Here is a 23,697-nt window from a genome sequence, read left to right on the forward strand (position 1 = left end):
TCTCAATCTGTAGAAGTGTTTTCTCGGCTCGGAATACGAATCTCTATTGCGAGGCCAGCGTTCTCCGAGGGGAGAATATGGGCATCTCCTCGATGCGCCTGCGCAATTGCTTTCACGATCGAAAGGCCAAGACCAGACCCACCTCTGCCCCGCCCTCTTGAATCGTCAGCCCTCCAGAAACGTTCGAACGCTCGCAAGCGATTTTCCTCAGACAGTCCCGGTCCCGTATCGCTGCAACGGATAAAAACATGCGCGCCTGAAACGCCCGTCTCAATGGAGACGCTACTTTGAGGTGCGTAACGGCAGCAGTTTTCCAGTAATGCCACAAGAACCTGCCGCATGCGCGAACGGTCAGCGACGACAATTGCACGACCCAGCGATGGCAAGGTTTTGATACCAGCATCAGCGAATTGATCTTCCAGTGATGCAAGAACACTCTCAGCCTCCACCGCGAGGTCAATCGAAGTGCACTCCAGATCAAGTTTGCCGGCATTACCCAGCGCCAGCGTCCGCAGTTCATCGACAATCGCCGATAGATCGTCGACATGGCCTATCAGGCGAGCATAGGATTCATTGCTCGGCGAGAATGCTCCGTCCAATAAGCCCTGCAGTCGACCGCGAAGTATTGTCAATGGTGTTCGCAACTCATGCGCAATCGCGGAGTTTGAATATTGCAACTCGGACTCCGCACGCTGTAACCGCTCTGCCATCTGATTGAAATCGTTAATCAGTTCCCGAGCTTCGCCGAAGTTTCCCGGTTGCAGACTGGCCCGTGCTGAAAAGTCACCACTCGCGATCTGGCGAGCCGCATGGGCTACCGATTTCAACGGATGGACAATGCGCTTGGCAAGAAACCACCCCAGAACTGAAGCTGTCAATATTCCTATACCAAGCAGGAGCCCCAGAGTGACGATGTCCCCCGTCCGAAGCGCGTCATCCTCGGTAAAATCAGGATAGAGCCATTCGTAAATAAAGAAGAAGTAGGCCGTCAGCCCGAAATAAACAACGGCAAAGGCCAATAGCGTAAGCGCTATCATCGAACGGACGATTAGGGAGTTTAAGTTCCTACCCATTTATTGGATCCAACCGGTACCCGACGCCGCGAACTCCGCTCAGCATTCCACCGGCTCCCGCAGCGGTTAACTTGCGGCGCAGATTGCTGACATGACTATCCACGGTCCGGTCAAGCGCTTCACCTTCTGGTAGACATGCGTCAACCAGTTCAGAACGCTCGAACACTTTTCCCAGGCTCGAGGCCATATGAGACAGGATGCGAAATTCTGTCCTCGTCAGTTCAAGCTCGACGGGCCCCGCGGCCCGATCAACCGTCACACGATGCGCTTGGGAATCCACGCTTATCGGTCCCACTCGTAATAGACGTTCAGTGGGCGCTCCCATGCTTCTTCGCAGCACTGCCTTGACACGCGCCACCACCTCAAGCGGATTAAAAGGCTTAACGACATAGTCGTCGGCACCAATACGTAAAGCTTGCAGCTTATCCAGGTCCTCAGCCAGAGCAGTCACCATAATGACCGGTGTATCACCGCGACGCCGTATGGCGGCCAACACGTCATAGCCGTCCTGACCCGGCAATTTGATATCGAGAATCACCAGGTCCGGGCGAAGGCGCAAATGGTGGCCCAGCCCCACTGTTCCATCGCCTGCGGTGACAGTGCGAAACCCCTCGCGCGATAGATATGTCTCAATGATTTCAGCAATTTCTGGCTCATCTTCGACAATAAGGATCAGGGCATTGTTCATGGCAACCTACTCCGTCTCAACCCTTTTCAATATGGATCACTTAAAAGACCAATGCGGTCTTGGCAGCCGGCTCTATTTCCGCGTCCTATCCAGTCGACTGATTGTCACATACAACAATGGAACGAAGAAGATTGCCAGGACAGTCGCGGATAACATTCCACCAAACACCCCCGTTCCGATTGCATTCTGAATCTCGGCGCCGGCGCCTCGGGCAATCATCAGCGGAACAACCCCCAGAATAAATGCCAGCGAGGTCATTACAATAGGCCGCAGTCGCAAGCGAGATGCCTTCAACACTGCTCTGTTGAGGCTCAGCCCTTCACTACGAAGATGCCGCGCATATTCAACAAGCAGAATGGCGTTCTTTGCCGACAACCCGATGATGGTAATAAGGCCGACCTTGAAGAAAACATCATTCTCCATACCGTTCAACAGCACGGCCGTCACGGCCCCCAGCACCCCAAGCGGTACAACCAGCATCACTGCAAGTGGAATCGACCAGCTTTCATAAAGTGCGGCCAGGACAAGAAAGACCACCAGCATTGACGCCGCTAACAGCATGGGCGCCTGAGCTGCGGATTGCCTTTCCTGGAGCGATTGCCCGGTCCACACCAGGACGAAGCCCGACGGCAATTGTTTTGATAACCTCTCCATCTCCGCCATGGCCGCTCCGCTGGAAATGCCTGCGGCCGCCGAACCTGAAATACGGGCAGCCAGATATCCATTGTAACGCGCCAGTTGAAGCGGAGTGGTTTGCCAGACGGGCTCAACAAACTCGGATAGAGGCACCATGGCGCCCTCCATATTGCGCAGTTCCAGGCGAAGCACATCACCAATATGCATACGATGAGCCGCGTCGGCTTGCACGATTACCTGCTGCAGCCGACCGGCATTTGGAAAATCATTGACATAGCTCGATCCGATCGCCGTCGATATCATGTCACTAATCGCAGTGAAAGACACACCAAGAGCGAGCGCTTTCTGGCGATCAATCTGCAAGGCGATGCTCTGGCCATCGGGAAGTCCATCCGGCATCACGCCCATAAGCAATTTGCTGTTGGATGCGAGGGCTATCAACTGACTTTCAGCCGCTTTCAGCGCCGCCGATCCGGCATTGCTCCGATCTTCAAGCCGCACTGAGAAACCTGAAGTGGTACCGAGTGATTCAATTGCTGGCGGTTTCATGATCATCGCCGTCCCTTCCGGGATATCCGCCATGGCCGCCTGCGCTGCCGCAATTTCTTCATCTAGCGTCGTCTTGCGTTCGCTCCAGTCTTTGAGACTGGTGAAAGCTTGCGCTGCATTCGGACCGGAACCGGAAAATCCAAAACCTTGAATAACAATATTGTCGGTAATATCCGGACGGGTGGCGGTGTGTTTCTCATAAGCTGCAACAATCTCCCCTGTGCGTTCTGCGGTGGCGCCCGCCGGGAGTTCGAACATTGCCATGAAATTTCCCTGATCTTCTTCAGGAACAAATGATGTCGGCAGTTGAGAGTATCCGGCAGCCAGAACTCCCAGGAACACGATGTAGACAACCAACATCCGAACTGCACGCCGCAAAATCCATCCAACGGCACCTATATAGCGCGCAGTTAAGCGATCGAACCCGGCATTGAACAAGGAAAAGAAACGCCTTTCTGCCGCCCCGTGACCAGGTTTGAGGATCGTCGCGCACAGAGCCGGTGTCAGTGTCAGCGCAAGGAAGGCAGAAAACAGTATCGACACGGCCATCGACATTGTGAACTGCCGATAAATTGCCCCGACAGAACCATCGGACATTCCCATTGGGATAAAGACGGCGACCAGCACCAATGTGATCCCAACGATGGCGCCCGAAATCTCGCGCAGGGCTTTCGCTGTTGCTTCCCTTGGCGACAGGCCGTCGCGGGACATGATGCGCTCGACATTTTCAACCACCACGATGGCGTCGTCAACAATGATACCAATCGCCAGCACCATGCCAAACATGGTCAGGACATTAATCGTGTAACCGGCCGCCAGCATCACCGCAAATGTGCCAAGAAGTGCGATCGGTGCAACAATGGCTGGGATCAGCGTGTAGCGAAGTTTCTGTAAGAACAACAGGATGACAATGAATACCAAAGCCATCGCTTCTAAAAGTGTCTGTAGCACCTTGATAATCGATAGTTTTACAAAAGGCGCGGTATTGTAGGAAACCGATACCGACAGGTCGCCCGGCATGGTTGCCTGCAATTCATTGAGCCTTTTCTCGATCGCCGCCGCCGTGCTGACGGCGTTGGCACCGGGTGACATCTGGATCGCTGCCGCAGCGGCAGGCTTGCCATTGCTGCTTACGCTGAAGGCGAGAGTTTGCGCACCCAGTTCCACGCGAGCGACGTCAGATAACAGCAGCCGCGCACCATCTGGCTGGGTCTTTAACGGTATTGCTGCAAACTCTTCAGGTGCACTCAATTGACCTTGGACAATCAATGGTGTCGAGACCTTGGTTCCCGCAACGGTTGGTTCATCACCCACCCGTCCCGGGGAAACCTGTGCATTCTCACGCGCAATCGCACTCGTCACGTCAGACATACTAAGATCGTAGGCTGCCAATTTCGTGGGATTCACCCAAATACGCATCGCACGTTCGGAACCAAATTGTTGGGTACGCCCAACGCCTGGAATACGTTTGAGCTCCTCGGCGATATTACGCGTGAGATAGTCCCCAAGACTGAGTTCGTCAGTCCCGCCACTTAATGACTTCAGCGAAATAACCATGAGGAAGCCCGACTCCGAAGCCTCGACATTTATTCCGTTACGACGAACCACTTCAGGAAGTCGAGGCTCGGCATTCTTCAGACGATTTTGAACATCAACCTGGGCAAGTTCCGGGTCGGTTCCAGGTTTGAAGGTTACCGTGATACTCGCACCGCCGGTAGCGTCAACAGTCGATTCATAATAGAGTATGTTCTTGACGCTGGAGAGTTCCTTTTCGATGGGAACGACCACGCTGTCATTGATCGCCTGGACAGAGGCTCCGGTATAGCTCGTAAAAATGCTGATACTCGGGGGCGCGATGACCGGATAGCGCGAAACTGGCAGCTGCGGGATAGCAACAATACCCGCCAATGTAATGAATATGGCGATCACCCAAGCGAAAACCGGACGGCTGATGAAGAATTGCGACATTGGCTCCAGCCTTCACGTCTTATTTTTAACGGACATCGCTTCGGCGGAAATGGCAGCGTTTACGGCCATGCCCTCCTGCAGGCGTTCCTGACCGCGAATTACGACGGTTTCATCGGGCTGAAGTCCTGATGTGATCACGACCCGGCGACCAACCGCTTCCCCAAGTTTAACCCGACGCTTTCTTGCAAGACCGTTGCTATCAATGACGATAAGACTGGCATCGCTTTCGCCTGTGCGAACGAGCGCCTGTTCGGGAACGAGGATAACATTCGAAAGAAGGCGCCTTGGCAGCTCTGCCCGCACAAACATTCCGGGCAAGAGGCGCAATTCCGGGTTCTCAACGACCAGACGGATTGTTGCATTACCGGTCACAGGATCAACTGTAATATCCGAAAGCACCAGCTTTGCTGGGTGGGAATGTGGCGTGCCGTCCGCGTTAAAGATGGTGATCGAACCAATTTTCTCGCGGGCAGCGGATTGCAGGGCATCAAGCTTTGTGGCGGGTAAGCGCAAATCCACGTAGACGCGTTGCAATTGCTGGACGACAGCGAGTTCTGTTTGGCCGGAACTTGAAGCGAGAGATCCCTCGTCGGCGACAATTCTCCCGACATATCCCTCAATCGGCGACCTTATGGTAGTAAAATCAAGGTCAAGCTGACGACGATGCAATACTGCGCGCGCCTCGGTCAGATTGGCCTGTGCCGCAGCCATACTGTTATGTGCATCCTCGTAGTCCTTTTGACTTGCCGCCTTGCTCGCCAGCAAGGCTTCCGCGCGCTGAAATCCCGATCGGGCATGCTCCAAGCCGCTCTCTGCACGCTGCACCGCGGCTTGCGCAGTTTTAACATCCGCTAGAAACAGGGCGGGTTCAATCTCAAAAAGTATCTGGCCCGCACTGACACGGGAGCCGGCTTCAACAACCGTTCTTCTGATTATCCCGCCGACTTGCGGCCTTATTTCGACCTTCCGAAACGCCACAACGCGCCCCGGCAGCTCATCGGTAATCACAACAGTTTCCCGACTGGTCCGCGCAGTTACAGCGCGCAGCGGTCCCTCCGAAGAAGCGACTTCAGCTTCCGGGGCAGAGCTGCTGTGTTCCTGTAATGCAAACAGGATTGCAAAGAAGCACCCGCCGAAAACGATAGCGAGAACGAAGATACGGCGGTTTGACATTGTAGGGCCTAAACTGAAACGACTACCGACTGGTCGCATCGTCGCGTTCAGATAATATCGAGGCAGTGTGCAGATCGTGTGGAGAATAAGCCAACACTTCACCAACATCAGCTGGATCGCAAACAGCAACTTCTGCGGATGGCAGCGCTGACAACCATGCACAGCGCAACACCTCAACGCGGGTAGTTTATGAATGTTTCAGGCAAATGGGAGCGGGTATCCTGGGTCGCATTGACGAGATACGACATCAAGAATGCGAATGAAAATAAAATGATACAGACGACCGAGAAATTGCGTATCAGCATGTTCATGCCTTTTGATAATTGTGCGAAACGGCGCGGGCAAGCGGGCTATAGCGCGGATTGTGCAACGACAATCAGCTCGGCGTCACCGGAAACGCGAGAAATTGCTTTGTATCCGACTATTTCTATATGCCCCCAAGACCGCGAGCGTTTCTGCTCAATCCGCTATCAGAACACGACAGCGGAGGCTGAGTGATGGCGTCAATATCCGTCAGCGCAATGGGCAGAGAGCAGGTCTTTTAAAACAGACAGGTAACTCCAGCCATCCTTCAATCCACTGAGAGTTGCACGGATCAGGATCGCGATGCTGTCATCGGAGATGGGACCGACCATCAGCGTCTTCCGCTTTAAGAAAAAACTTGTCCTCTATCAGGTCAACAAACGGAGGAGAAAAAACAATCACGGAAGCCTTGTCAGTCATTCGATTTTCCTCCGATGGAAACGCTCGCCCGGCCCAGGAGACCAGAGAGCTGTTGCTCGGGCGGGGCGCGCCCACAGCCCCGTCGGCCGACGATGTACCGCGTCAATATCGATCCTTTGTGGAGGTTTCGTGTAGATTTACTGGATGCTTTATGGAGAACGCAGACAATCTTATCGATGGCATCTTCATTGACCAAGCTTGAAGAAGGAAGGGAACGGACACGCGCAGGATACCCACGCAGGCAACCCTCTATAGGCTCATTTATAGGCGCCTGTTGAACCTTGCGCCAAAACGCCGTTCAAGTCTCCTCGCACGGCTTAAATCCGGTTTCCTGTTGCGACGACCTCCAGAGCAAGCTAGACAGATCCCATCAACAACGACAGATGAGGAAATAATGGCGACCGGTACAGTTAAATTTTTCAACAACGAAAAAGGCTTCGGCTTCATTACACCTGAAAATGGTGGCGCTGATGTATTTGTGCATATCTCGGCCGTTGCTTATGGCAGCGCACTCCACGACGGACAAAAAGTAAGCTACGATATCGGACAGGACCGCAAAACGGGCAAGTCCAAAGCCGAGAACGTGAACGCTCTCTAGGCTAAAACATCTAGGAGATCTCTGATCTCTGCCAAAAAAACCTTCGTCGCTGAGCTGCGCTCTGGTCTAGCGGCGATGTGCTGGCGTTGCACGATCAATGAGCGACGAAAAAAACAAACTACACCCGGCTTTCGCGCGTTGCGCTCAGGCCCTCAACCGCTCCAACAGGCACCATGATCTGATGGCGCACGCGCAGAAAGCGCTCAAAGCGATTGCCAACGCTGACGGCTTCATCGCGGGCGAATTGGCGCAGCAGCCGTTTTCACGCTGCACGGCAGAAAGCCTGCAGTCACATTGTTTGATTAAGGCGCTTGCTCTAACGTTCAAACATGTTTCAAACCCGCAGGGAACGCGAACAAGCTCTATCTCCAGGTCGAGACGGGGTGATGCTTGCGCAACGAAGCCCGCCTAAAAAATTCTCCTTCCAAAGTGATCCGGTGCAGCGGCAATTTCGTTAACTACCATGCCCCCGAAAAAGGGGAACCGGGATCGACCCGGATTTTGGGAGGAAAATGAAATGATGCGTTTTTCGAAACAAGCACTCACAGCTGCTGTCATTCTCTCTGCCTGCACCACAGTTGCGTTGGCCGAAAACCCCACAGTTGGTGGAGCGGCAATGTATGACAATAAGACAATCGTCGACAATGCGATGAACTCGAAGGATCACACCACACTCGTCGCAGCTGTCAAAGCTGCTGGGCTGGTCGACACTCTGAAAGGCAAAGGGCCGTTCACCGTTTTCGCGCCCACGGACAAAGCCTTCGCTGCCCTGCCAAAAGGCACAGTCGATAACCTTCTAAAGCCGGAGAACAAGGAGAAACTGACGAAGATCCTCACCTGTCATGTTGTTGCCGCTGATGCCATGTCGAAAAATATCGCTAAGATGATAAAGGACGACAAAGGATCGCACACCATCAAGACTTTGGGTGGCTGTGTGTTAACAGCCAGGGAAAAGATGGGAAAGCTCACCCTCACCGACGAGAATGGAACCGTCGCCCACGTGACGATCGCAGACGTGAAGCAGTCCAACGGTGTGATCCATGTCATCGACAAAGTGCTTTTGCCGAAAATGTAACAGCCTTTGAATTTACTTCGATTTGCCGACCGGGCTGCTTACCCGGTCGGCGATGTTATAGAAGCCAAGGTTTCGAGGAAACGGATGGCCACGCAAAGGATGCGATCCTTCAAATTTTGAAGGAGGACGAAACTGTGTTCTGATCCTCCAAATCCTTAGCCATTAAAAATGCCGTTCCCTGAATTCATGGCCCAGAGCCAGACCTATCGCTCTGCTCTTCACATATCTCGATATGTCTCCCGATGGCGTCTGATGTCCTTTGTGGATCGTTGCATATCTGGTTAGTCGTATTTTTTTGAGGGGCACGACCTCCGCCAACGCACAAGCTGATGCACTCGCCCACCCTAATATGAATCGCTCCATGAAGCCGTGACGATAATTGGCCACTTTTCTATGGAAGAGCAGTGGTGCTTGACCTAACTATCCGCCAGGCTGGACCCGTTGCAGGCTTGATTTTCCTCTCCCCACCATCAACCCCTGCGGCTTTTACATTGCATGATAAAATCGTCTGGCGCGGTTGGGTGTAGCAAGTTCCATCGCGATCTCAGGTCTTTCTCCTTAAACCACTGGAATTCGGCGCATATCGCGCTGGGTGACGAATGCTTTCGGCCGGTCTGACCGCATTTGACATTCGAACGCATTGTCATGACGGGTTTGATAAAAAGCCCGACTATCGCGCACGCGATCTCGGGGGGCGGTTTCTGGGCGCTTGCCGGGCGGGGTGTCGATCTAAGTTTAATCGCAGGACGCAAGGTACATTGATCATCAAAAGACGCACAGGACTGAAGAGGGCCGATCTAAAACCGGCCCCGTTCATCAATTACGAGGCCGGAAGAATAGCTATATCGCGCAAATGGCCATCGAGCTTCTCAATCATTCCGACCTTCGTGGCGGCACCTGTCTCAAGATCAACGGTGTAGATCGTGTTATCACCAACAAGGTAAGCGGTGTTGTGGCCTTCTGCTAATCCATGAATGTCAAAGGCATAGGTTTCAGGGCTTTCACTGATTTCCAGCTTGCCGATCGTCTTCAGGGTTCCGTCATTGGGCTTTGTTTGCTGAACCAGTGTCTTGTTGCCAGCATCAATATTGAACATGGCAGTCTTCTCAGGCTTGCCGATGGAATTGGTGTAAGCGGCGGCTGCGATTTTATCTTCAGAACCTTCGCCGGCATCGCCCTTTTCGAAAGCAAGTTTGCCATCGACCGTCACCGCACCTGTATCCGGATGAACACGATGATTGGTCGTCCCCGTCATGAAACGAAGACGGTCGGCCATTGGATTGAAATCGACAATGACCGCCTGCCCTTGCGTGATTGGCAGCATCTCGCTCATCTTCGAAACTTCGTTGACCGCACCACTCTCGATGTTAATGGCGACAATCCCATGGTCCTCTGTAACACCGATCAGGGTTTTGTTGGCAGGTCGAAAATCAATACCAAGCAGCTTTTCAACGTCGGCGACATCCATTGTCTTTGTGACCTTGCCATCTTCTGTGTCAAACATGACGAGCGTCTTGTCGCCGACAAGGCCAATGGCTGGTGCAGCCATAGCGTAAACAATCGAAACCCCAAGCATTGTAGATGTAGCTAGTGCCAACTCAACGATACGCATCATAAATCTCCTTTGTTTCCCGGTTTGAAGCCGCTGTTTTACGCGTGGGTTTCAGCGGCTCTCATTCTAAGACACGCGAGCCTTGTGCTTTGGATGCAGCGAGAGAAAATAAATTTTCAATGCATGTCTTTGCCTGTTTCATCTCGATAGGCATTGCGGTTAAGTTAGCTATCGGATGAGGAGACAGGTCGCATGGGCGGGCAGACGGATGAACTGGCAAATGCAATTGCCGCCTGCGTGCGTCGAGACCGCTCCGGGCTACGCGCCATATTTGATCAGGAAGCAGGTCGCCTGCTGGCAATCGCCCACCGCATTCTTCGGCGCCGCGAGCTTGCAGAAGAGGTCTTACAAGAAGCACTCATTCGGATCTGGACCCATGCCCATCAATATGCACCGGATCAAGGCTCTGCCAAGGGATGGATTTATGCGATTGTCCGCAATCGAGCATTGAATGCATTGCGCGATGGCAATCGTGAACACACGGTCGAACATGTAGAAACCTTGGTCGAAGCCGAGCATTCCGATGAAGTTTTGAACGCCTGGCATCGGCTCGATCAAAAAAGCCAATTGCGTGATTGTCTTCAATCGCTCGACAAAGATAAGCGGGACGGAATTTTGATGGCTTATGTCGGCGGTTATACGCATGGCGAGATAGCGGGTCGCTTACAGATACCTTTGGGGACCGCCAAATCCTGGATACGTCGAGGGTTGAGCGCATTGCGGGCGTGCATGGCATGATAAAATCATTTGATAATATCGAAGAACTTGCCGACGAATATGTATTGGGTCTGCTTAACGCTGATGAAATGGCTCAGGTTGAAAACGAAATTGTCAACAACCAAGCCCTGAAAAGAGCAATTGCTTGCAGCAGGGAACGCTTTTTGCCGCTCGATAGTTCAGTCACCCCGATGCAGGTGGAAGAACGCGTCTGGCGCGCTGTTCAAAGCCGGCTCTCCGATGATCCCGCTGTATCGACCACACTCGTCAGGAGCGCCAATGATAACAGGAACAGTGTCAATCGGTGGCGACTTGCAGCGCTTTCTACCGCAGCAGCTTCAATCCTTCTAGCAATCGGCCTGGGTTGGTCGTTAAGCAGAACTGTCGATCCAGTTGTAATCGCTGTTTTGCTGGATGATGCAGGAAGCGTTCAGGCAATCCTCGAAGATTTTGGCAATGAAAATGCGCGCGTGCGTTTATTAAACCATGTCGCGATACCAGCAGGAAAAGCTATTCAGGTCTGGACCCTTCCTTCTCAGGAGATGGGGCCGGTGTCGCTGGGCTTACTTGAAGGTGGGCATTCAACACAGCTAAAGGGACCAGACCTGCCACGACCGCGCGGTGAACAGCTTTACGAACTTACGTTAGAGCCCGCCGGAGGCTCACCAATCGGGCGTCCGACCGGGCCAATTCTCTCGAAGGGCTACGCGAAAATTCCACTGTAACAGCATTCCTTCGACCCATCCGCCTTTTTTTGCCAACGGCTCATGATGACAGCCTCCCGGAACGCGGTTATAAGGTCTTGGCAGAAACTTATAACGCCGTCGTGACATGGGATCCGGCGGCTCAAGGTGAGGTCCGATTCCTCCATACCAATTCCTGTAAGGTTCAACGCCCATTGACTGCAGGTTCCAAAGAGGATTTGCCATCCGGCATCTCTCAGCAAGACACTCCCGCGCTTAACGATCGCCTGACGAGTGCTGGGAGGCCGTTTACAGCCGACAGAACCAAGATCCTGATGTTGACTCACACGCTTTGGTTGCCGAGCAAGGATACTCAACGATTGCCACCATCTTTGATCGTAATGAGGCTTTCGCAAAGAGGTTTTCGCAAAAAAGGAAGATGCTCTTATCGAATTTTTAGCTGATGAGCTTGATTTATATTAGCCCATTCTAAAGCCTTAACGACTTGATACTGATTGATATTACTGATGCCACAGAGATGGCAGCGACAAAAGTTTTTTGGAGCACTATCGTCTACCCGCGCGTGTACCAGGTCGCCCTAGCCTTTCCATGCCTTTTGATCCGTCCAGCCTCGACAAGTTCGCGCAAGCGGACCTTGAGGGTATTGCGATTTGCCCCCAACTCGCTTCCGATCGCGGCCGGTGTAAGGCGATCGTGTGATTTGAAGAGCGCGAGTATTCGCACCGACAGCTCCGGCAGCGCGTCGTCTGCAGCTTCCTGTTCCCGTTCGCGATCAAGGCGTTTCGCGAGACTGTCTTTTTGCTTTTTCAGAGCACGAAGGAAGAAACCAATCCACGGCTCCCAATCAGGCGCATCACCCTTTAGGGTCGTCTGCGTGCGACGTAGCGCCCTGTAGTAAAGGTCTTTGTTCTCTTCGACCACACGCTCTAGCGAGGCGTAAGGGACGTAAAGATAGCCCGCGCGCAGCAACAACAATGTGGTGAGGACGCGCGAGAGCCGCCCGTTTCCGTCCTGGACAGGGTGGATCCATGAGGAACGTCACGATAAACACAGCAATAATCAGCAGAGGATGCAGGCTTTCCTCGTCGATTGCCTTACGCGTCGAGGCAACAAGCGCCTCCATGTCACGCGGTGTATCAAAGGGCGTTGCCGTTTCGAACACAACGCCGAGCTCCCGACCATCAGCATCAAAAGCGACACCATCGTTGCGCAAGGTTTTGTAGGAACCGCGATGACGTTCGACTTTAACGCTATGTCTCAGAAGCGTCTGGTGGAGCTGGAAGATATGGTTTTCGGTGAGACGCAAGTCATCAAAGGCTTGAAACACAAGGTCCATGGCCTCGGCTTAGCCCGCGACCTCCTGCTCGTGCACGCAAAGTGATCACTGTTATCCAAATTCACTGCGGAACTTGAAATTTATGAAACAGTCTCCTGAAAGCTATAATCCGGTAATGAGTGGCAGAACTCATTCAGTCGGGGGCAACGAAAGCCCTTTTTCGAGGCGCCATAAACGTTTTTCATGATCGCAGAATGCCAGACAATCTATGCACCTGACATGTCTCGGTCAGCTTCAGCACTGCACAATTTCATGCATCTTCGCGCTGACCACGCAACTTTGATGCTTCAAGATTCACACGATTTGGGCTGGAACGGCTGCCCCTTCTTGCGAGAAAACATGTATATCCGTCGTCGACGCCGAGAAAGATAACGTATCTGATCTACTAAATTCCATGTCTTCCGCTGTCTTGATCAGATATTTGCCATGAGATCCGGCAATATCCATATAGAGGATCTGAGCTTCGCCCAGATGCTCTACAAGATCCACGGTACCACAAAAGACGGGCCCCTCCGTTTTTTGGCTGGCAATCCTGGTATTCTCTGGTCGAATTCCAATGCTAATTCTATCCTTGAGTGCGAATGTTCCCTCACCCGCTTCAAGAGCCAGTTTCGTCCCGCAGTCAAGATGACAGGTGTAATGGCGCCCCGAGACCTCCGATATGGTGCCCGCGAGGATGTTCATAGCTGGCGACCCAATAAACTGGGCAACGAAAAGATTGGCTGGCTTTTTGTAAAGCTCCACTGGCGTGCCAATCTGCTCGATATTGCCGTCCTTGAACACAACGATCCGATCCGCCAGCGTCATGGCTTCTACCTGATCATGGGTCACATAGATCATTGTGACATCGGGCATGCTTTGCTTGAGCTTTGCAAGCTCGATGCGTGTGGCTACACGCAGAGCCGCATCAAGATTGGACAAAGGCTCATCAAACAAAAACACGCGCGGGTTTCTGACAATCGCACGTCCAATCGCAACGCGTTGCCTCTGCCCACCCGAAAGCGCCTTCGGCAAGCGTTGCAGATAGCCGCTCAGCTGAAGAATCTCGCCGGCTTTCTTGACCCGTTTGTCTATCTCTGCCTTTGCCACACCGGCAATACGCAGACCGAAAGCCATATTCTCATAAACCGTCATATGCGGATAAAGCGCATATGACTGGAAAACCATTGAGATACCCCGTTTCGACGGAGCGACATTGTTCATACGCTCACCGGCGATGACGAGATCACCTGACGTTATTGTCTCAAGGCCCGCAATTGAGCGCAACAGGGTGGACTTTCCACAACCCGACGGCCCGACAAAAACAACGAACTCGCCCGATATGATATCAAGGTCAATTCCATGGAGTACTTCCAGATTGGAATAGGATTTACGTATATTCTTCAGCGACAGCTCGGCCATTGTTCCCGTTCCTTGTAGTTTTGTTCCGCGTGGGTCGGTTGGCTCACGGAGCCAGACTTGCCAGAAACCTTGTTATGGGGCCTGGAACACGGTTGAGGATTTCGGCATCGTTCTTTCTTCGAATAGCACCACGGACAATTTTGGCGCCCAGATAACGCAGCGGTTCGGGAGGAAGCTTCCTACGATTTTTGATGCCTACCAAACCACAACCGCTCCATTTATCCACGCGTCCCAGGATCAGGCTTGCAAGGATCCGACCTGCGACAGGCGTCTGTGCAATACCGGTCCCATTAAAGCCAAACGCATAGAAAACATTCGGATGACTTCTCAGGTGATCAAATACCGGCAGATGCTGCGCGGTGCAGTCGATTGGACCGCTCCAGTCATGGAGGATAGGCACCCCCCTTAGCTGAGGATATACCCGGTGAAGTTCACGTATGTTGTCTGCACCACCGTCGCCGCCGCGATTAAAACGCGCGTCAATGCGATCATTATAGGCAATCCCACCCGTTCCCCGTCCAAATACGACCTGATCGGAGGTCGTGCGCTGATAATAGAGCACGTGATGCTGCGCATCACAGATCGACGCACCATCGGTCCACCCGATGCGCTCCAGTATGTTTGGGACAGGCGCTGTTGCAATCAGTTGGCTGCTTACCACATACAGATAGGGGTGAAGTTCGGGTATCGCCGAAGCCCAAGCATTGACTGTTAAAGCAACCTTGTTGGCAGTCAATGTTCCGTCCGGTGTTTTAAGTTCGGGCAGTTCACCTAAAACGACCTCCAAAACAGGGCTTCTTTCATGAATGACAATCCCCTTTGCCATCGCAAGCTTGCGAAGGCCAAGGGCAAGCTTTGCCGGTTGAACAGTCCCTGCTCGCTCTTCGACAATGCCAACATAGGACGCAGTGGAACCAGTACGCCGTTCAATGTCATGCGCATTCAGCGTCTTAAACGGGTTGACCCCGGATCTTCGGCAGATACCGAGGGCCTTGGCCCACGCCCGTTCCTGCGCGCGAGAACTTGCGGTCCAAAGCCAGCCATCCAAGCGCAGATCCATGTCTATGATGCCGCAATCTTGCAGCACCTTCAGCTCCTCAATCGCATCGCAGGTTGCCTGACAAAGCATCCGTGCATCTTCATCGCCGACAAGGTCGCGCAAGATATCGATTTCAGCAAACCAGCTGTGGACTTGACCGCCATTGCGTCCGGATGCGCCTGAACCGCAAAAATCCGCTTCCAGGATTGTGATGCGCGCCTCTGGGTCTTGCTCTCGTAGCCGCAATGCTGTCCAAAGCCCGGCATACCCCCCGCCAACGATTGCAATATCGCATTGATGCTGGCCCGATAAAGGCGCGTTGACGGGATCGGCGGCAATGCTTTGCAGCCAGAAAGAGCGATCCCGCTTCGCCGCGACAACAGGCGCTCTCATTGTGATGCAGTTCATGGTCAGACCCTCTGCGCTGTTGCAATCACATCCTGGTATTTATCGAGCAACCATTGCGGGATTGCCTGCAGGGGCTGGGGAAAACCACCCGGGTGCGTGCAGGTTTCAGAGGCCCCCACTGCAGCCCTTTGAAGTGCTTCTTCTTCAGGACACTGTTCGAAGAAAAGTGCCACCAGAAATGAAGCGATGAAGCTATCACCAGCTCCACAGGTATCGACCACCTGCACAGGTACCGAGCCTGCAGAAAATAACTGACGTCCATTGTCATAGAATGACCCGCGTTTTCCGCAGGTAATAACGACTTGTTGGGCTCCAGCCTGCTTGAACTGTGCAATCAATGGCTCAACCGGTTCCTGTGGATCATCGGGACCTGATGCAAAGACCACTGGCACGCCTTTCAGTGTCAGGTCAAAATGCCGGGTCGACACATCCACACTGAACCTGGCACCGTCCTCAACGAGCTTTCGCACCAGTTTTTCACTCGAATTGGTTCCAAGATGGGTCCAATCGGATGCGAGCAATGATTGATAACGCTCTTGGTCTGGAATGTAGTTTTCGCCAACACCCAGAGATTCAAACAGGAAATGCCGTTCGCCGTTATTATCGGTCAAAAGCGTGACAGCAGAATTTCCCTCAATCGTTTCAATATCGCCTGGCAAAAGTCCGACATTTTCGATCACATCAAGCATGATCTCGGCTTCCCTGTCGGGAGCCATCGCGCCCATATAACGGGCACCGACCCCAAGTCGTTTCCACTGCACGGCGACATTGAGGGCATTTCCACCGACAGTGACCACCCCCTTGTCAAGATAGGCATCGAGGCAATTGTCACCGACAGCGACAAGATTGATATTTGGGTTCATCATCATCATTCCGCACTATCAAAATGGGGAGAAATCGCGTCAAGGCATTGCCGCCAGACCGCAGCCGGATCCAGTGCATATGAACCGTTGCCAAAAGGCTCGAAGGTCAAGGTGCCCTGGAATGAATGCTGGGTGATTTCGGCAAGGTAAGCGTCGAGTGGTAGATTTCCATCCCCCCATGCCAAATGTCCCGCGGGCGTTCCATCGACGACATGAACATGGGCAAGACGTTTACCAAATCGCAAAAAATACTCACCGACCGTATCACCAGCCGCTGCCATGGCGACCAAGTCAAGGACCAGATCAACATGATCCGCATTGAGTTCCTTCCAGAGCCGTTCAAGATCGGCGGCATTATTTACGATGTTACTTTCGGTACGCTGCAAGGGTTCAAGCAGACAACAAAGCCCCAGCCTGGCCGCATGTGCCGTAATTTTCTCCAAAGAATTCAGGGCGTGGTCCCATGCGAATTCGCGGCTCTCGCACTCATAACCCCGTCCAGGTGTCAAGAAGAGGTAGTTGGCACCCAGTTCGGCGCAGAAATCGGCTGCTCGCAGGAAGGATTCGACACTCTTTTCCCGATAAGGGACGTCGCCAGAAGCGATATTGACTGGATAAAGCACCTGTTCCGGGGTGAAGCAATGGACACTCATCCCGTTATCCTTGAGAACTGAGCGGACCTCAGAAAGCCGTGCGCGGTCAGAATGAAACAGATCAAGATGAGGCGCTGTTCCCCAGAGTTCCATGCGTTGAAAGCCCATGAGGCTTAGCTGTTTGACAACCCATTGAAAGGGATAGTGCTGGAACGAAAAATTGGCACCAATCAGTTGTTGAGGTTGTAACATTCTCCACCACCCTATTTGCCAATGCCTTCCGCAAGCCCACGAATGAAGAAACGCTGGGCAGCGAAGAAGACAATCAGGATCGGAAGTGCCGAAAGTGTCATTGCGGCAAAGACAACGGCATAGTTGGTTCCGTGTTTTGCCATGATTGATGTAAGGCCAACGGGCAGTGTCTGCACATCGGCGCCACTGGTGAAGATCATGGCGAAAAGATATTCATTCCAGGCAAACAGGACGTGCAGGATGACACAGGAGACGAGGATCGGTTTGCAAAGAGGCAGGGTCACACGCCAGAAAATCTGGCCTTCACTCGCTCCGTCCATGACGGCTGCTTCGTCCAGATCGCGCGGGAGACCAAGCATATAAGCGCGAATAAGGAACGTGGTGAACGGGATGCGGAATGCGGTATAGAGAATGATAAGAGCCCAATAGGTGTTATAGAGACCAAGCTTTTGCATGATCCGCACCAGTGGAATGACCGCAACCGTTGGGCTCAACATCAATCCGCCAAGCACCAGACCGACAAAGAACGGTTTGCCAGGCAGTTTGGATCGCGTCAGGCCGTAGGCTGTCCACGCGCTTATCAGAACCGTGCAGACCGCCGAAACCAATGTAACGATGATGCTGGTTGCAATATAATTCCTGATGCCCTGGTTCCAGGCTGAGATATAATTGTCGAGCGTAAAGCCCGTCGGCAGGGCAAAGGGTTCACCAAATATCTCGGAGTTGGTCTTGAAACCGTTGAGCGCCATCCACAAAAGCGGATAGATTACAACGATCCCAAGGCTGACGAGGAAAGTGACAAGGCAGATACGCACAAGCGTCTGCACAAAATTTATGGATTGCATGTCGCGCGGCTGATAGGAGGCCTCACTCATAGGTCCACCCTCCGTTTTCTAGTATACCAGAGCTGTCCAAAGCCGGTCAGCAGCGTGATGATAAAAATCACCGATGCGATCGCAGCGCCATAACCGAAATCATTTTCAATAAAGCCCTGTTGATAGAGCCATGTTCCCAGTACCTGACTGGCGTTGTTAGGGCCGCCACCTGTCATAACCATGACTTCGTTGAAGACCTGAAACGCTCCGGTAATCGTAACAATAACCATAAGACCGGTCATTTCGCGCGTCAGCGGAAATGTTATGTTCCACAACCGACGCCACATGCCGGCGCCGTCCATGGTCGCTGCATCATAAAGTTCACGTGGGATCTTCTGGATTGCTATGGCAAACAGAAGCGTCGAATAGCCAAAACCTTGCCACTGGCTCATGGCGATAATTGCGTAGATCGCAGTCTGCTCTTCCCCCAGCCATGAACGAGACCAGGTGGCAAGTCCAAGATGGGTAAAAGCGGAATCCAACAGGCCGATATCGGGCTGATAGATAAAGTAGAAAAGCAGCCCCGTCACAGTGATCGAAATTGCTGATGGTATGAAATAGACAGCGCGCCAGAATCTGCGCCAAGTCTCATGCTGCAGACCTTCAATGATCGCCGCGAGCACGAATGCACCCAACACCTGAAACAGGACCGAAATCACCGCATAAAGCGTGTTGTTGAGCATTGCAGTGTAGATGACCGGATCTTCTTGCAGACGTCGATAATTATCCAGACCGACAAAGGCAGTTTCCCCGGTGAAGATATCCTGATTTGTCGTACTGACGATGAAATTGTCGATGATTGGGTAGTAGACAAACCACAGGATCAAAACGAATGCGATCAGAACCCAGCGGAAAGAAAGGAACTTCGCCAGCAAACCGGACTTGTCGCAGTGAGACCCGTCCGGCAGGGGGAGGCGGTTTTTGCCAGCCCCCCCTCCATTTTCATGCTTCATGACAGTCATCGGCCATTACCATCCTTATCGGGAAGAGGCTGCAGCCTGTTTTACCTTTTCCATGACCTGTTCCGGCGTCATGGATCCACCAATCAGCGCTTGCAGGCCTGAAAGCCAGACAGATGCAACGCGCGGCGGATTGGCAGTATCAAGCCACGGCATCAGATAGGATGAATCCGCGATGACCTTGAGACCTTCAACCACAGAGGGGTTCATGTTCTCAGACGAATATCCGCCAACAGTCGCGCTTGGCTGCCCATAAGGTGGTGCCGACAGAATCTTCCCGTTTTCGGGTGAGGTGATAAACTTCATGAAATCCACAGCCAGCGGAATATTCTTCGAGGCGGAATTGATCATATAGCCTTCCGGTGCACCTTCGATCGATTTGACATCACCCTTTGCGTCTTTTGCTGCAGGCAGTTTGAAAAAGCCAAAATCTTCCTTCTTCAACGCACCATCCGCGGTGCTTTGATCGAACTCGATAATTTCTTGATAGTACATTGCGGATTTGGCGTTGCTGAATTGCTGCAATGCAGAAGCATAGGATGAACCGTTCGTGCCTGCCCCGTCCGAACAATCATCGATGAGTTTTTTCAACTGCGTCAGGCTTTCAACATAGCCTGCATCCGAATATTCGGCGGTCTTCGGGTTGAAATCCTTTTCAAGCGTGGCTTGTGGCACGTTATAGGCAAGCAGCTGTCCGGCAAAATGCACAGCCGGCCAGCCTTCCTTGTTGCCGAAAGAGATCGGCGTTACGCCAGACTTGCGCAGAGCCGCACAGGCACCGATCAGCTCATCGAAACTCTTCGGTTCCGCCACGCCGGCCTTGGCAAAAAGCACCTTGTTATAGCCCATGAACTTGGCGTCCAGATAAAGCGGAATTCCGTATAATTTTCCATTATACTGGAATGCACCGACGGCGGCATGGGCGAGCTCTTTGCCCCATGGTGTATCGGGACCAATAATCTTGGTCAGATCAACCGCTCGATTGCCTCGCACAAAATTTTCGCCCCAGCTCCCGGTCCAGGTAAAGTAGATATCTGGCAGGGAGTTAGACGCAACCAGGGCCTTGGTTTTCCCCTTCACGCTATCGTCGCTTTCCTGAATAAGCTCGACTTTAACGCCTGGGTGAAACTTCTCATATTCCTTAGCCGCGTTGACAAAATAGGGCGAAAGCTGCTGCAGGCCGAACTTCGTCAGAATGCTCAACGTACCAGAATATTCGACGGGAGCATCGGGTTCCGCCATAATGGCATCACCGGCGGCCGCTGCATCCATTGGGCCAGCCAACCATCCACACATCACCAGTGAAGCAAGGCTTGTTGTGCTTAAAAACGGTCTGCATTTCATCTCGAAGTTCCTCTCTTTTTGCTCTTGTTTTTATTTCGTCAGAATGCGGGAGCCCGATCCGGCAGAGCCGGACCGGGGAAGGCTGTTAATACTCGACGCGCTTGTAGTAGCGCCTTGTGGTCAGCGGGTGGTCGCGCAGAACTTCCAGATGAGCGCTCAAACGCTCCAGCATGGTCGCCAGGATGATTGGAGAGATCAGGCTGCGTGTCTTTTGGGAGATGCCTGGGAGACTGGCTGAAGCGGCATCCAGAATACGAACCTTATCGGTGTAGCGCTTTGCGAAGTTTTCGACCCGCTCCGTCAATGGACGGCATGCATCTTCGCCCTTGAAGATGAACAGGCTGACGCCCGGCTCAACCAGTTCGAGCGTACCGTGGAAGAAATCGGACGCATGAACCGGGCGCGTGCGGATCCATTGCATTTCTTCAAGAATGCACATGCCGTAATAGTGAGCCTCAGGCCAAGCAGTGCCGGCACCGGTAAAAATGTGATATTTCTCGTCCTTGATCTGCTGCGCGAGCGCTGCTGCGCCATCTTCAAAGCTCTCCTTAACCGAAACCAGAAGTTCCGGGAGGCGCTTCAACTCGGAGACAGTTTCGTCGAAGTCTGGAAATTCGTCGCGCTCTGCCAGCAGTGCAAGAACGATCAACAGGGTCTGCAGGTAAAACGATTCCGAGGATGTGTCGTCCTCCGCAAAATTGGTAAAGTTGTAATCGGCATCAAGACCAAGCGGCGTATCCTTGTGACCGGTAAGCGATAGCGTTTTGACACCCTTTTTTTTCAGGAATGTCAGAAGCTGCACACTTTCCTTGGTCGTCCCGGACAGGGAGGGAAGGATCACAAGTGCCTTTTCGTTAAGCCCGGCGGGCGATTCTAGAACAACCTGAGCGGAAAATGCCGCTGATACCGGGAAAACGGTTGCGTTGCGGGCGATCTCGATTGCCGGCTGGGTCAGAAACTGTACGCCGCCCGTCCCCATGAAGAAAATGCGTTCCAGACCTTCGTCAAGCAGCTTGCGCATCAGAGCGCGAACATCTTCTGCAATTGCGACCGCGCCGCCCTGTATTTTCACAAAGCGGTCTTTATCGAAGTTGAGCATTACTACCTTCCCGTTTGCGCAGTTCAAACCGCGAGAAAAGCCCGAACCGGTTTTGCGCCTGAAACTCGTTGAGATATTGTGAGATCGATCTCACATCTATTTAGCGCACAGGAATTTTCTGATGGCAAGTGGGATTCAGATTTTTTTTGCAGGCAAAAATGCTCGTCGCGCCGGTTCATCGACGGCGAACAGAACCGCGCACTATCAGCTTGGTTTCAAAGCTGATTTTCTCTGGGGGGCGTTTCTTTCCGGCTATTTTCTCAAGCAAAAGCCGGCCCGCAGCGCGGCCTATTTCCGACACTGGTTGAGCAACGACAGTGATCTGCGGATCGGTAAAAGTTGCCAGATTGAAATCATCAAAACCGATCAGAGACACATCGTGGGGAATCGATATTCCCATCGAGCGGAATGCTAACAGCGCCCCCTGCGTCATCAAACTGTCGACGGTAAAAAGTGCAGTTGGAGGTCTTTTTTGGCTGAACAGGCGGATGGTTGCATCCACCGCATGCTCAATCGTTGACTGCGCGACACAGATCAATTTTTCACTCGGTTCAATATTATGGGCAAGCAACGCAGTCCTGTAGCCGCTGAAACGCTCGCGTGAGGTAAATATGCGCGCATCATCTTGCAAAAGCCCAATGTCTCGATGTCCCATTTCGATCAGATATTCGATGGCCTTACGCGCACCACCTTCATTGTCGACGACAACACTGTCGCACTCAATTCCCTGCGCCGCGCGGTCAATCAAAACCAGCGGCACATGTTCATCGATCAGACGTTGCAAATGCGAACTGTCCTCGGCTGATGTCGGCGCTACGATGAAGCCGCGAATGCTTAGAGACTGCAGACTGGCCAGCAGTGACTTCTCCTGATCCAGCTGTTCTTCACTGCTCGCAATGATGAGATTATGCCCTTCTTCTCGCGCCAGCACTTCGACATCATGGGCGATTCTTGCAAAGAAAGGATTCTGTATATCGCCAAGGACGCAGCCGATAATTGGCAACTGCCCGCTGCGCAGAGCCTGAGCCAGTCGGTTGCCTCTATATCCCAGTTTTTCCGCAGCAGCGTGAACTTTCAGCGCGGTTTCATCCCCAACATAGCCGTAACTGTTGAGTGCACGGGCAGCAGTGGCACGCGATACATTCGCCAGTGCCGCCACATCTTTAAGGGTCGCCGATTTCAGAGCCATATCATATTCACAACTGATGAACCTTGACAGTTGTTAGCATCCGAAGGCGCGCAATAGTAGTAGGGCTTCGCAAATGGTTCGCATGATAAGCGATCGAGAACGCATTTGGCTTTGATCGATTGAGACGACAAAGCGCTGCATCGCTGCAATCTGTCCACACAAATCTGATCATTACGGATAAATCGCACACAATCACGCGCGTTCAAGCAGGAGCCGTATTCGACCCGGGCCACAATTCGTTGCTTCATAGAATGAGCGAGCGATACGTTCATCGCTACAACTCTGCCTTTCGCTTCAGATTACAATCACAGACTGGCACAGACTGGCACAGACTGGCACAGATTGACTAAGTCTGGTGGCGGTTCGATTTCACCTATGGCAGTGGCCCATGCATTTTATTTTATAGGCTAGTCCTTTGACGAAGAAGCCATAATCTCAAGGGCTCAGTCAGTAAAGAATTCCGTCATCTGTTCTTAGACGCACCTTTTGTCCAAAACAGGGAGTGCCCTTGGAGATCGCATCGTCTATATACTGTCGGCGATGCCGAGCCTCTGGATAGACCGCTTCGAAGGCCTTGGCATATTCTGTTGGATCACCGTCAGGTGGCAACAGCGAGTTTTGGCGGAAAAATGCATCGATCCTGTCGATCCAGATCGGGTCAGCGGTATCGATCTCGCGCTTTGACAGGTTTGTTTCGCGGCAAAAGATTTGCGCCTTGAAATCGCGGATCATGGCATAGCCAGTCGGAATGCCGGAGGCGGCCGATGCACCAGCACCGAGAAACCATGCCACGCGGTTTGAGATCGAAAGCGGTCGCGAATTG

22 protein-coding genes are annotated in these 23,697 nt (G+C 52.7%); 5 read left to right on the plus strand and 17 right to left on the minus strand.

Annotated features, from left to right (window positions below; translation table 11 throughout):
* Positions 1–2: 2 nt before the first annotated feature.
* The 5 genes from ABWV94_RS21510 to ABWV94_RS21530 all read right to left on the minus strand — a co-directional run bounded on the left by ABWV94_RS21510 (position 3) and on the right by ABWV94_RS21530 (position 6,722).
* Positions 3–1,019 carry an ATP-binding protein gene (locus ABWV94_RS21510; protein WP_353415293.1) on the minus strand — a complete coding sequence of 339 codons (1,017 nt, stop codon included), beginning with the start codon at positions 1,017–1,019 and terminating at the stop codon, positions 3–5.
* 46 nt (positions 1,020–1,065) lie between these two features.
* Positions 1,066–1,761: a response regulator gene (locus tag ABWV94_RS21515; protein WP_113499373.1), complete on the minus strand. Its 696-nt coding sequence runs from the start codon at positions 1,759–1,761 to the stop codon at positions 1,066–1,068.
* Positions 1,762–1,833: 72 nt separating this feature from the next.
* Positions 1,834–4,914: a multidrug efflux RND transporter permease subunit gene (locus tag ABWV94_RS21520; protein ID WP_353415294.1), complete on the minus strand. Its 3,081-nt coding sequence runs from the start codon at positions 4,912–4,914 to the stop codon at positions 1,834–1,836.
* Positions 4,915–4,926: 12 nt separating this feature from the next.
* Positions 4,927–6,087, minus strand: a complete 1,161-nt coding sequence (locus tag ABWV94_RS21525; RefSeq protein ID WP_079210907.1) for an efflux RND transporter periplasmic adaptor subunit — start codon at positions 6,085–6,087, stop codon at positions 4,927–4,929.
* A gap of 503 nt (positions 6,088–6,590) precedes the next feature.
* Positions 6,591–6,722, minus strand: a complete 132-nt coding sequence (locus tag ABWV94_RS21530; RefSeq protein ID WP_353415295.1) for a hypothetical protein — start codon at positions 6,720–6,722, stop codon at positions 6,591–6,593.
* A 482-nt stretch (positions 6,723–7,204) separates the two neighbouring features.
* Between ABWV94_RS21530 and ABWV94_RS21535 the strand changes: the two genes are divergently transcribed.
* Positions 7,205–7,408 carry a cold-shock protein gene (locus ABWV94_RS21535; RefSeq protein WP_079210909.1) on the plus strand — a complete coding sequence of 68 codons (204 nt, stop codon included), beginning with the start codon at positions 7,205–7,207 and terminating at the stop codon, positions 7,406–7,408.
* 517 nt (positions 7,409–7,925) lie between these two features.
* A complete protein-coding gene (locus ABWV94_RS21540) occupies positions 7,926–8,483 on the plus strand; it encodes a fasciclin domain-containing protein (RefSeq protein ID WP_113499363.1) in 558 nt (185 codons plus the stop codon).
* Between the two features lie 820 nt (positions 8,484–9,303).
* Here ABWV94_RS21540 and ABWV94_RS21545 read toward each other — a convergent pair.
* Positions 9,304–10,095 carry a DUF4394 domain-containing protein gene (locus ABWV94_RS21545; RefSeq protein ID WP_353415332.1) on the minus strand — a complete coding sequence of 264 codons (792 nt, stop codon included), beginning with the start codon at positions 10,093–10,095 and terminating at the stop codon, positions 9,304–9,306.
* 192 nt (positions 10,096–10,287) lie between these two features.
* On the opposite strand from ABWV94_RS21545, the gene ABWV94_RS21550 reads away from it, so the two are divergent.
* Positions 10,288–10,833 (plus strand): sigma-70 family RNA polymerase sigma factor, encoded by a 546-nt coding sequence (locus ABWV94_RS21550; protein ID WP_079210912.1) that lies wholly within the window; start codon positions 10,288–10,290, stop codon positions 10,831–10,833.
* Entirely contained in the window at positions 10,830–11,537 is a 708-nt protein-coding gene (locus ABWV94_RS21555) for an anti-sigma factor (protein WP_079210913.1), read from the plus strand. The genes ABWV94_RS21550 and ABWV94_RS21555 overlap by 4 nt, the downstream gene beginning before the upstream one ends.
* Positions 11,538–12,068: 531 nt before the next feature.
* Here ABWV94_RS21555 and ABWV94_RS21560 read toward each other — a convergent pair.
* Complete coding sequence (locus tag ABWV94_RS21560; protein WP_353415296.1) at positions 12,069–12,491, minus strand: Fic family protein; 423 nt, start codon at positions 12,489–12,491, stop codon at positions 12,069–12,071.
* A 256-nt stretch (positions 12,492–12,747) separates the two neighbouring features.
* Here ABWV94_RS21560 and ABWV94_RS21565 point away from each other — a divergent pair, with 256 nt between their 5' ends.
* The gene (locus ABWV94_RS21565; protein WP_353415297.1) at positions 12,748–12,897 is read left to right on the plus strand and encodes a hypothetical protein; all 150 of its coding nucleotides are present in this window, start codon (positions 12,748–12,750) and stop codon (positions 12,895–12,897) included.
* Positions 12,898–13,146: 249 nt separating this feature from the next.
* Here ABWV94_RS21565 and ABWV94_RS21570 read toward each other — a convergent pair whose 3' ends face one another.
* The 10 genes from ABWV94_RS21570 to ABWV94_RS21615 form a co-directional block, all read right to left on the minus strand.
* Positions 13,147–14,253, minus strand: coding sequence for an ABC transporter ATP-binding protein (locus ABWV94_RS21570; RefSeq protein ID WP_353415298.1), 1,107 nt, complete (start codon positions 14,251–14,253; stop codon positions 13,147–13,149).
* Between the two features lie 43 nt (positions 14,254–14,296).
* Positions 14,297–15,700 (minus strand): NAD(P)/FAD-dependent oxidoreductase, encoded by a 1,404-nt coding sequence (locus ABWV94_RS21575; RefSeq protein WP_113499353.1) that lies wholly within the window; start codon positions 15,698–15,700, stop codon positions 14,297–14,299.
* 2 nt (positions 15,701–15,702) lie between these two features.
* The gene (locus tag ABWV94_RS21580; protein ID WP_353415299.1) at positions 15,703–16,566 is read right to left on the minus strand and encodes a PfkB family carbohydrate kinase; all 864 of its coding nucleotides are present in this window, start codon (positions 16,564–16,566) and stop codon (positions 15,703–15,705) included.
* A gap of 2 nt (positions 16,567–16,568) precedes the next feature.
* On the minus strand, positions 16,569–17,408 hold the full coding sequence (locus ABWV94_RS21585) for a sugar phosphate isomerase/epimerase family protein (protein ID WP_353415300.1): 840 nt from the start codon (positions 17,406–17,408) through the stop codon (positions 16,569–16,571).
* An 11-nt stretch (positions 17,409–17,419) separates the two neighbouring features.
* Positions 17,420–18,283, minus strand: coding sequence for a carbohydrate ABC transporter permease (locus ABWV94_RS21590; RefSeq protein WP_079210919.1), 864 nt, complete (start codon positions 18,281–18,283; stop codon positions 17,420–17,422).
* Entirely contained in the window at positions 18,280–19,245 is a 966-nt protein-coding gene (locus ABWV94_RS21595; RefSeq protein ID WP_353415301.1) for a carbohydrate ABC transporter permease, read from the minus strand. The genes ABWV94_RS21590 and ABWV94_RS21595 overlap by 4 nt, the downstream gene beginning before the upstream one ends.
* 15 nt (positions 19,246–19,260) lie before the next feature.
* A complete protein-coding gene (locus tag ABWV94_RS21600) occupies positions 19,261–20,586 on the minus strand; it encodes an ABC transporter substrate-binding protein (protein WP_079210921.1) in 1,326 nt (441 codons plus the stop codon).
* Positions 20,587–20,671: 85 nt separating this feature from the next.
* Positions 20,672–21,685, minus strand: coding sequence for an SIS domain-containing protein (locus tag ABWV94_RS21605; RefSeq protein WP_113499349.1), 1,014 nt, complete (start codon positions 21,683–21,685; stop codon positions 20,672–20,674).
* A 175-nt stretch (positions 21,686–21,860) separates the two neighbouring features.
* Positions 21,861–22,874, minus strand: a complete 1,014-nt coding sequence (locus tag ABWV94_RS21610) for a LacI family DNA-binding transcriptional regulator (protein WP_113499347.1) — start codon at positions 22,872–22,874, stop codon at positions 21,861–21,863.
* Positions 22,875–23,321: 447 nt separating this feature from the next.
* The gene (locus tag ABWV94_RS21615) at positions 23,322–23,666 is read right to left on the minus strand and encodes a hypothetical protein (RefSeq protein ID WP_247645006.1); all 345 of its coding nucleotides are present in this window, start codon (positions 23,664–23,666) and stop codon (positions 23,322–23,324) included.
* Positions 23,667–23,697: the final 31 nt, after the last annotated feature.

Origin of the sequence: Brucella sp. NBRC 12953 (assembly GCF_040369775.1) — a bacterium.
In the GTDB taxonomy this organism is placed as follows: domain Bacteria; phylum Pseudomonadota; class Alphaproteobacteria; order Rhizobiales; family Rhizobiaceae; genus Brucella; species Brucella pseudogrignonensis.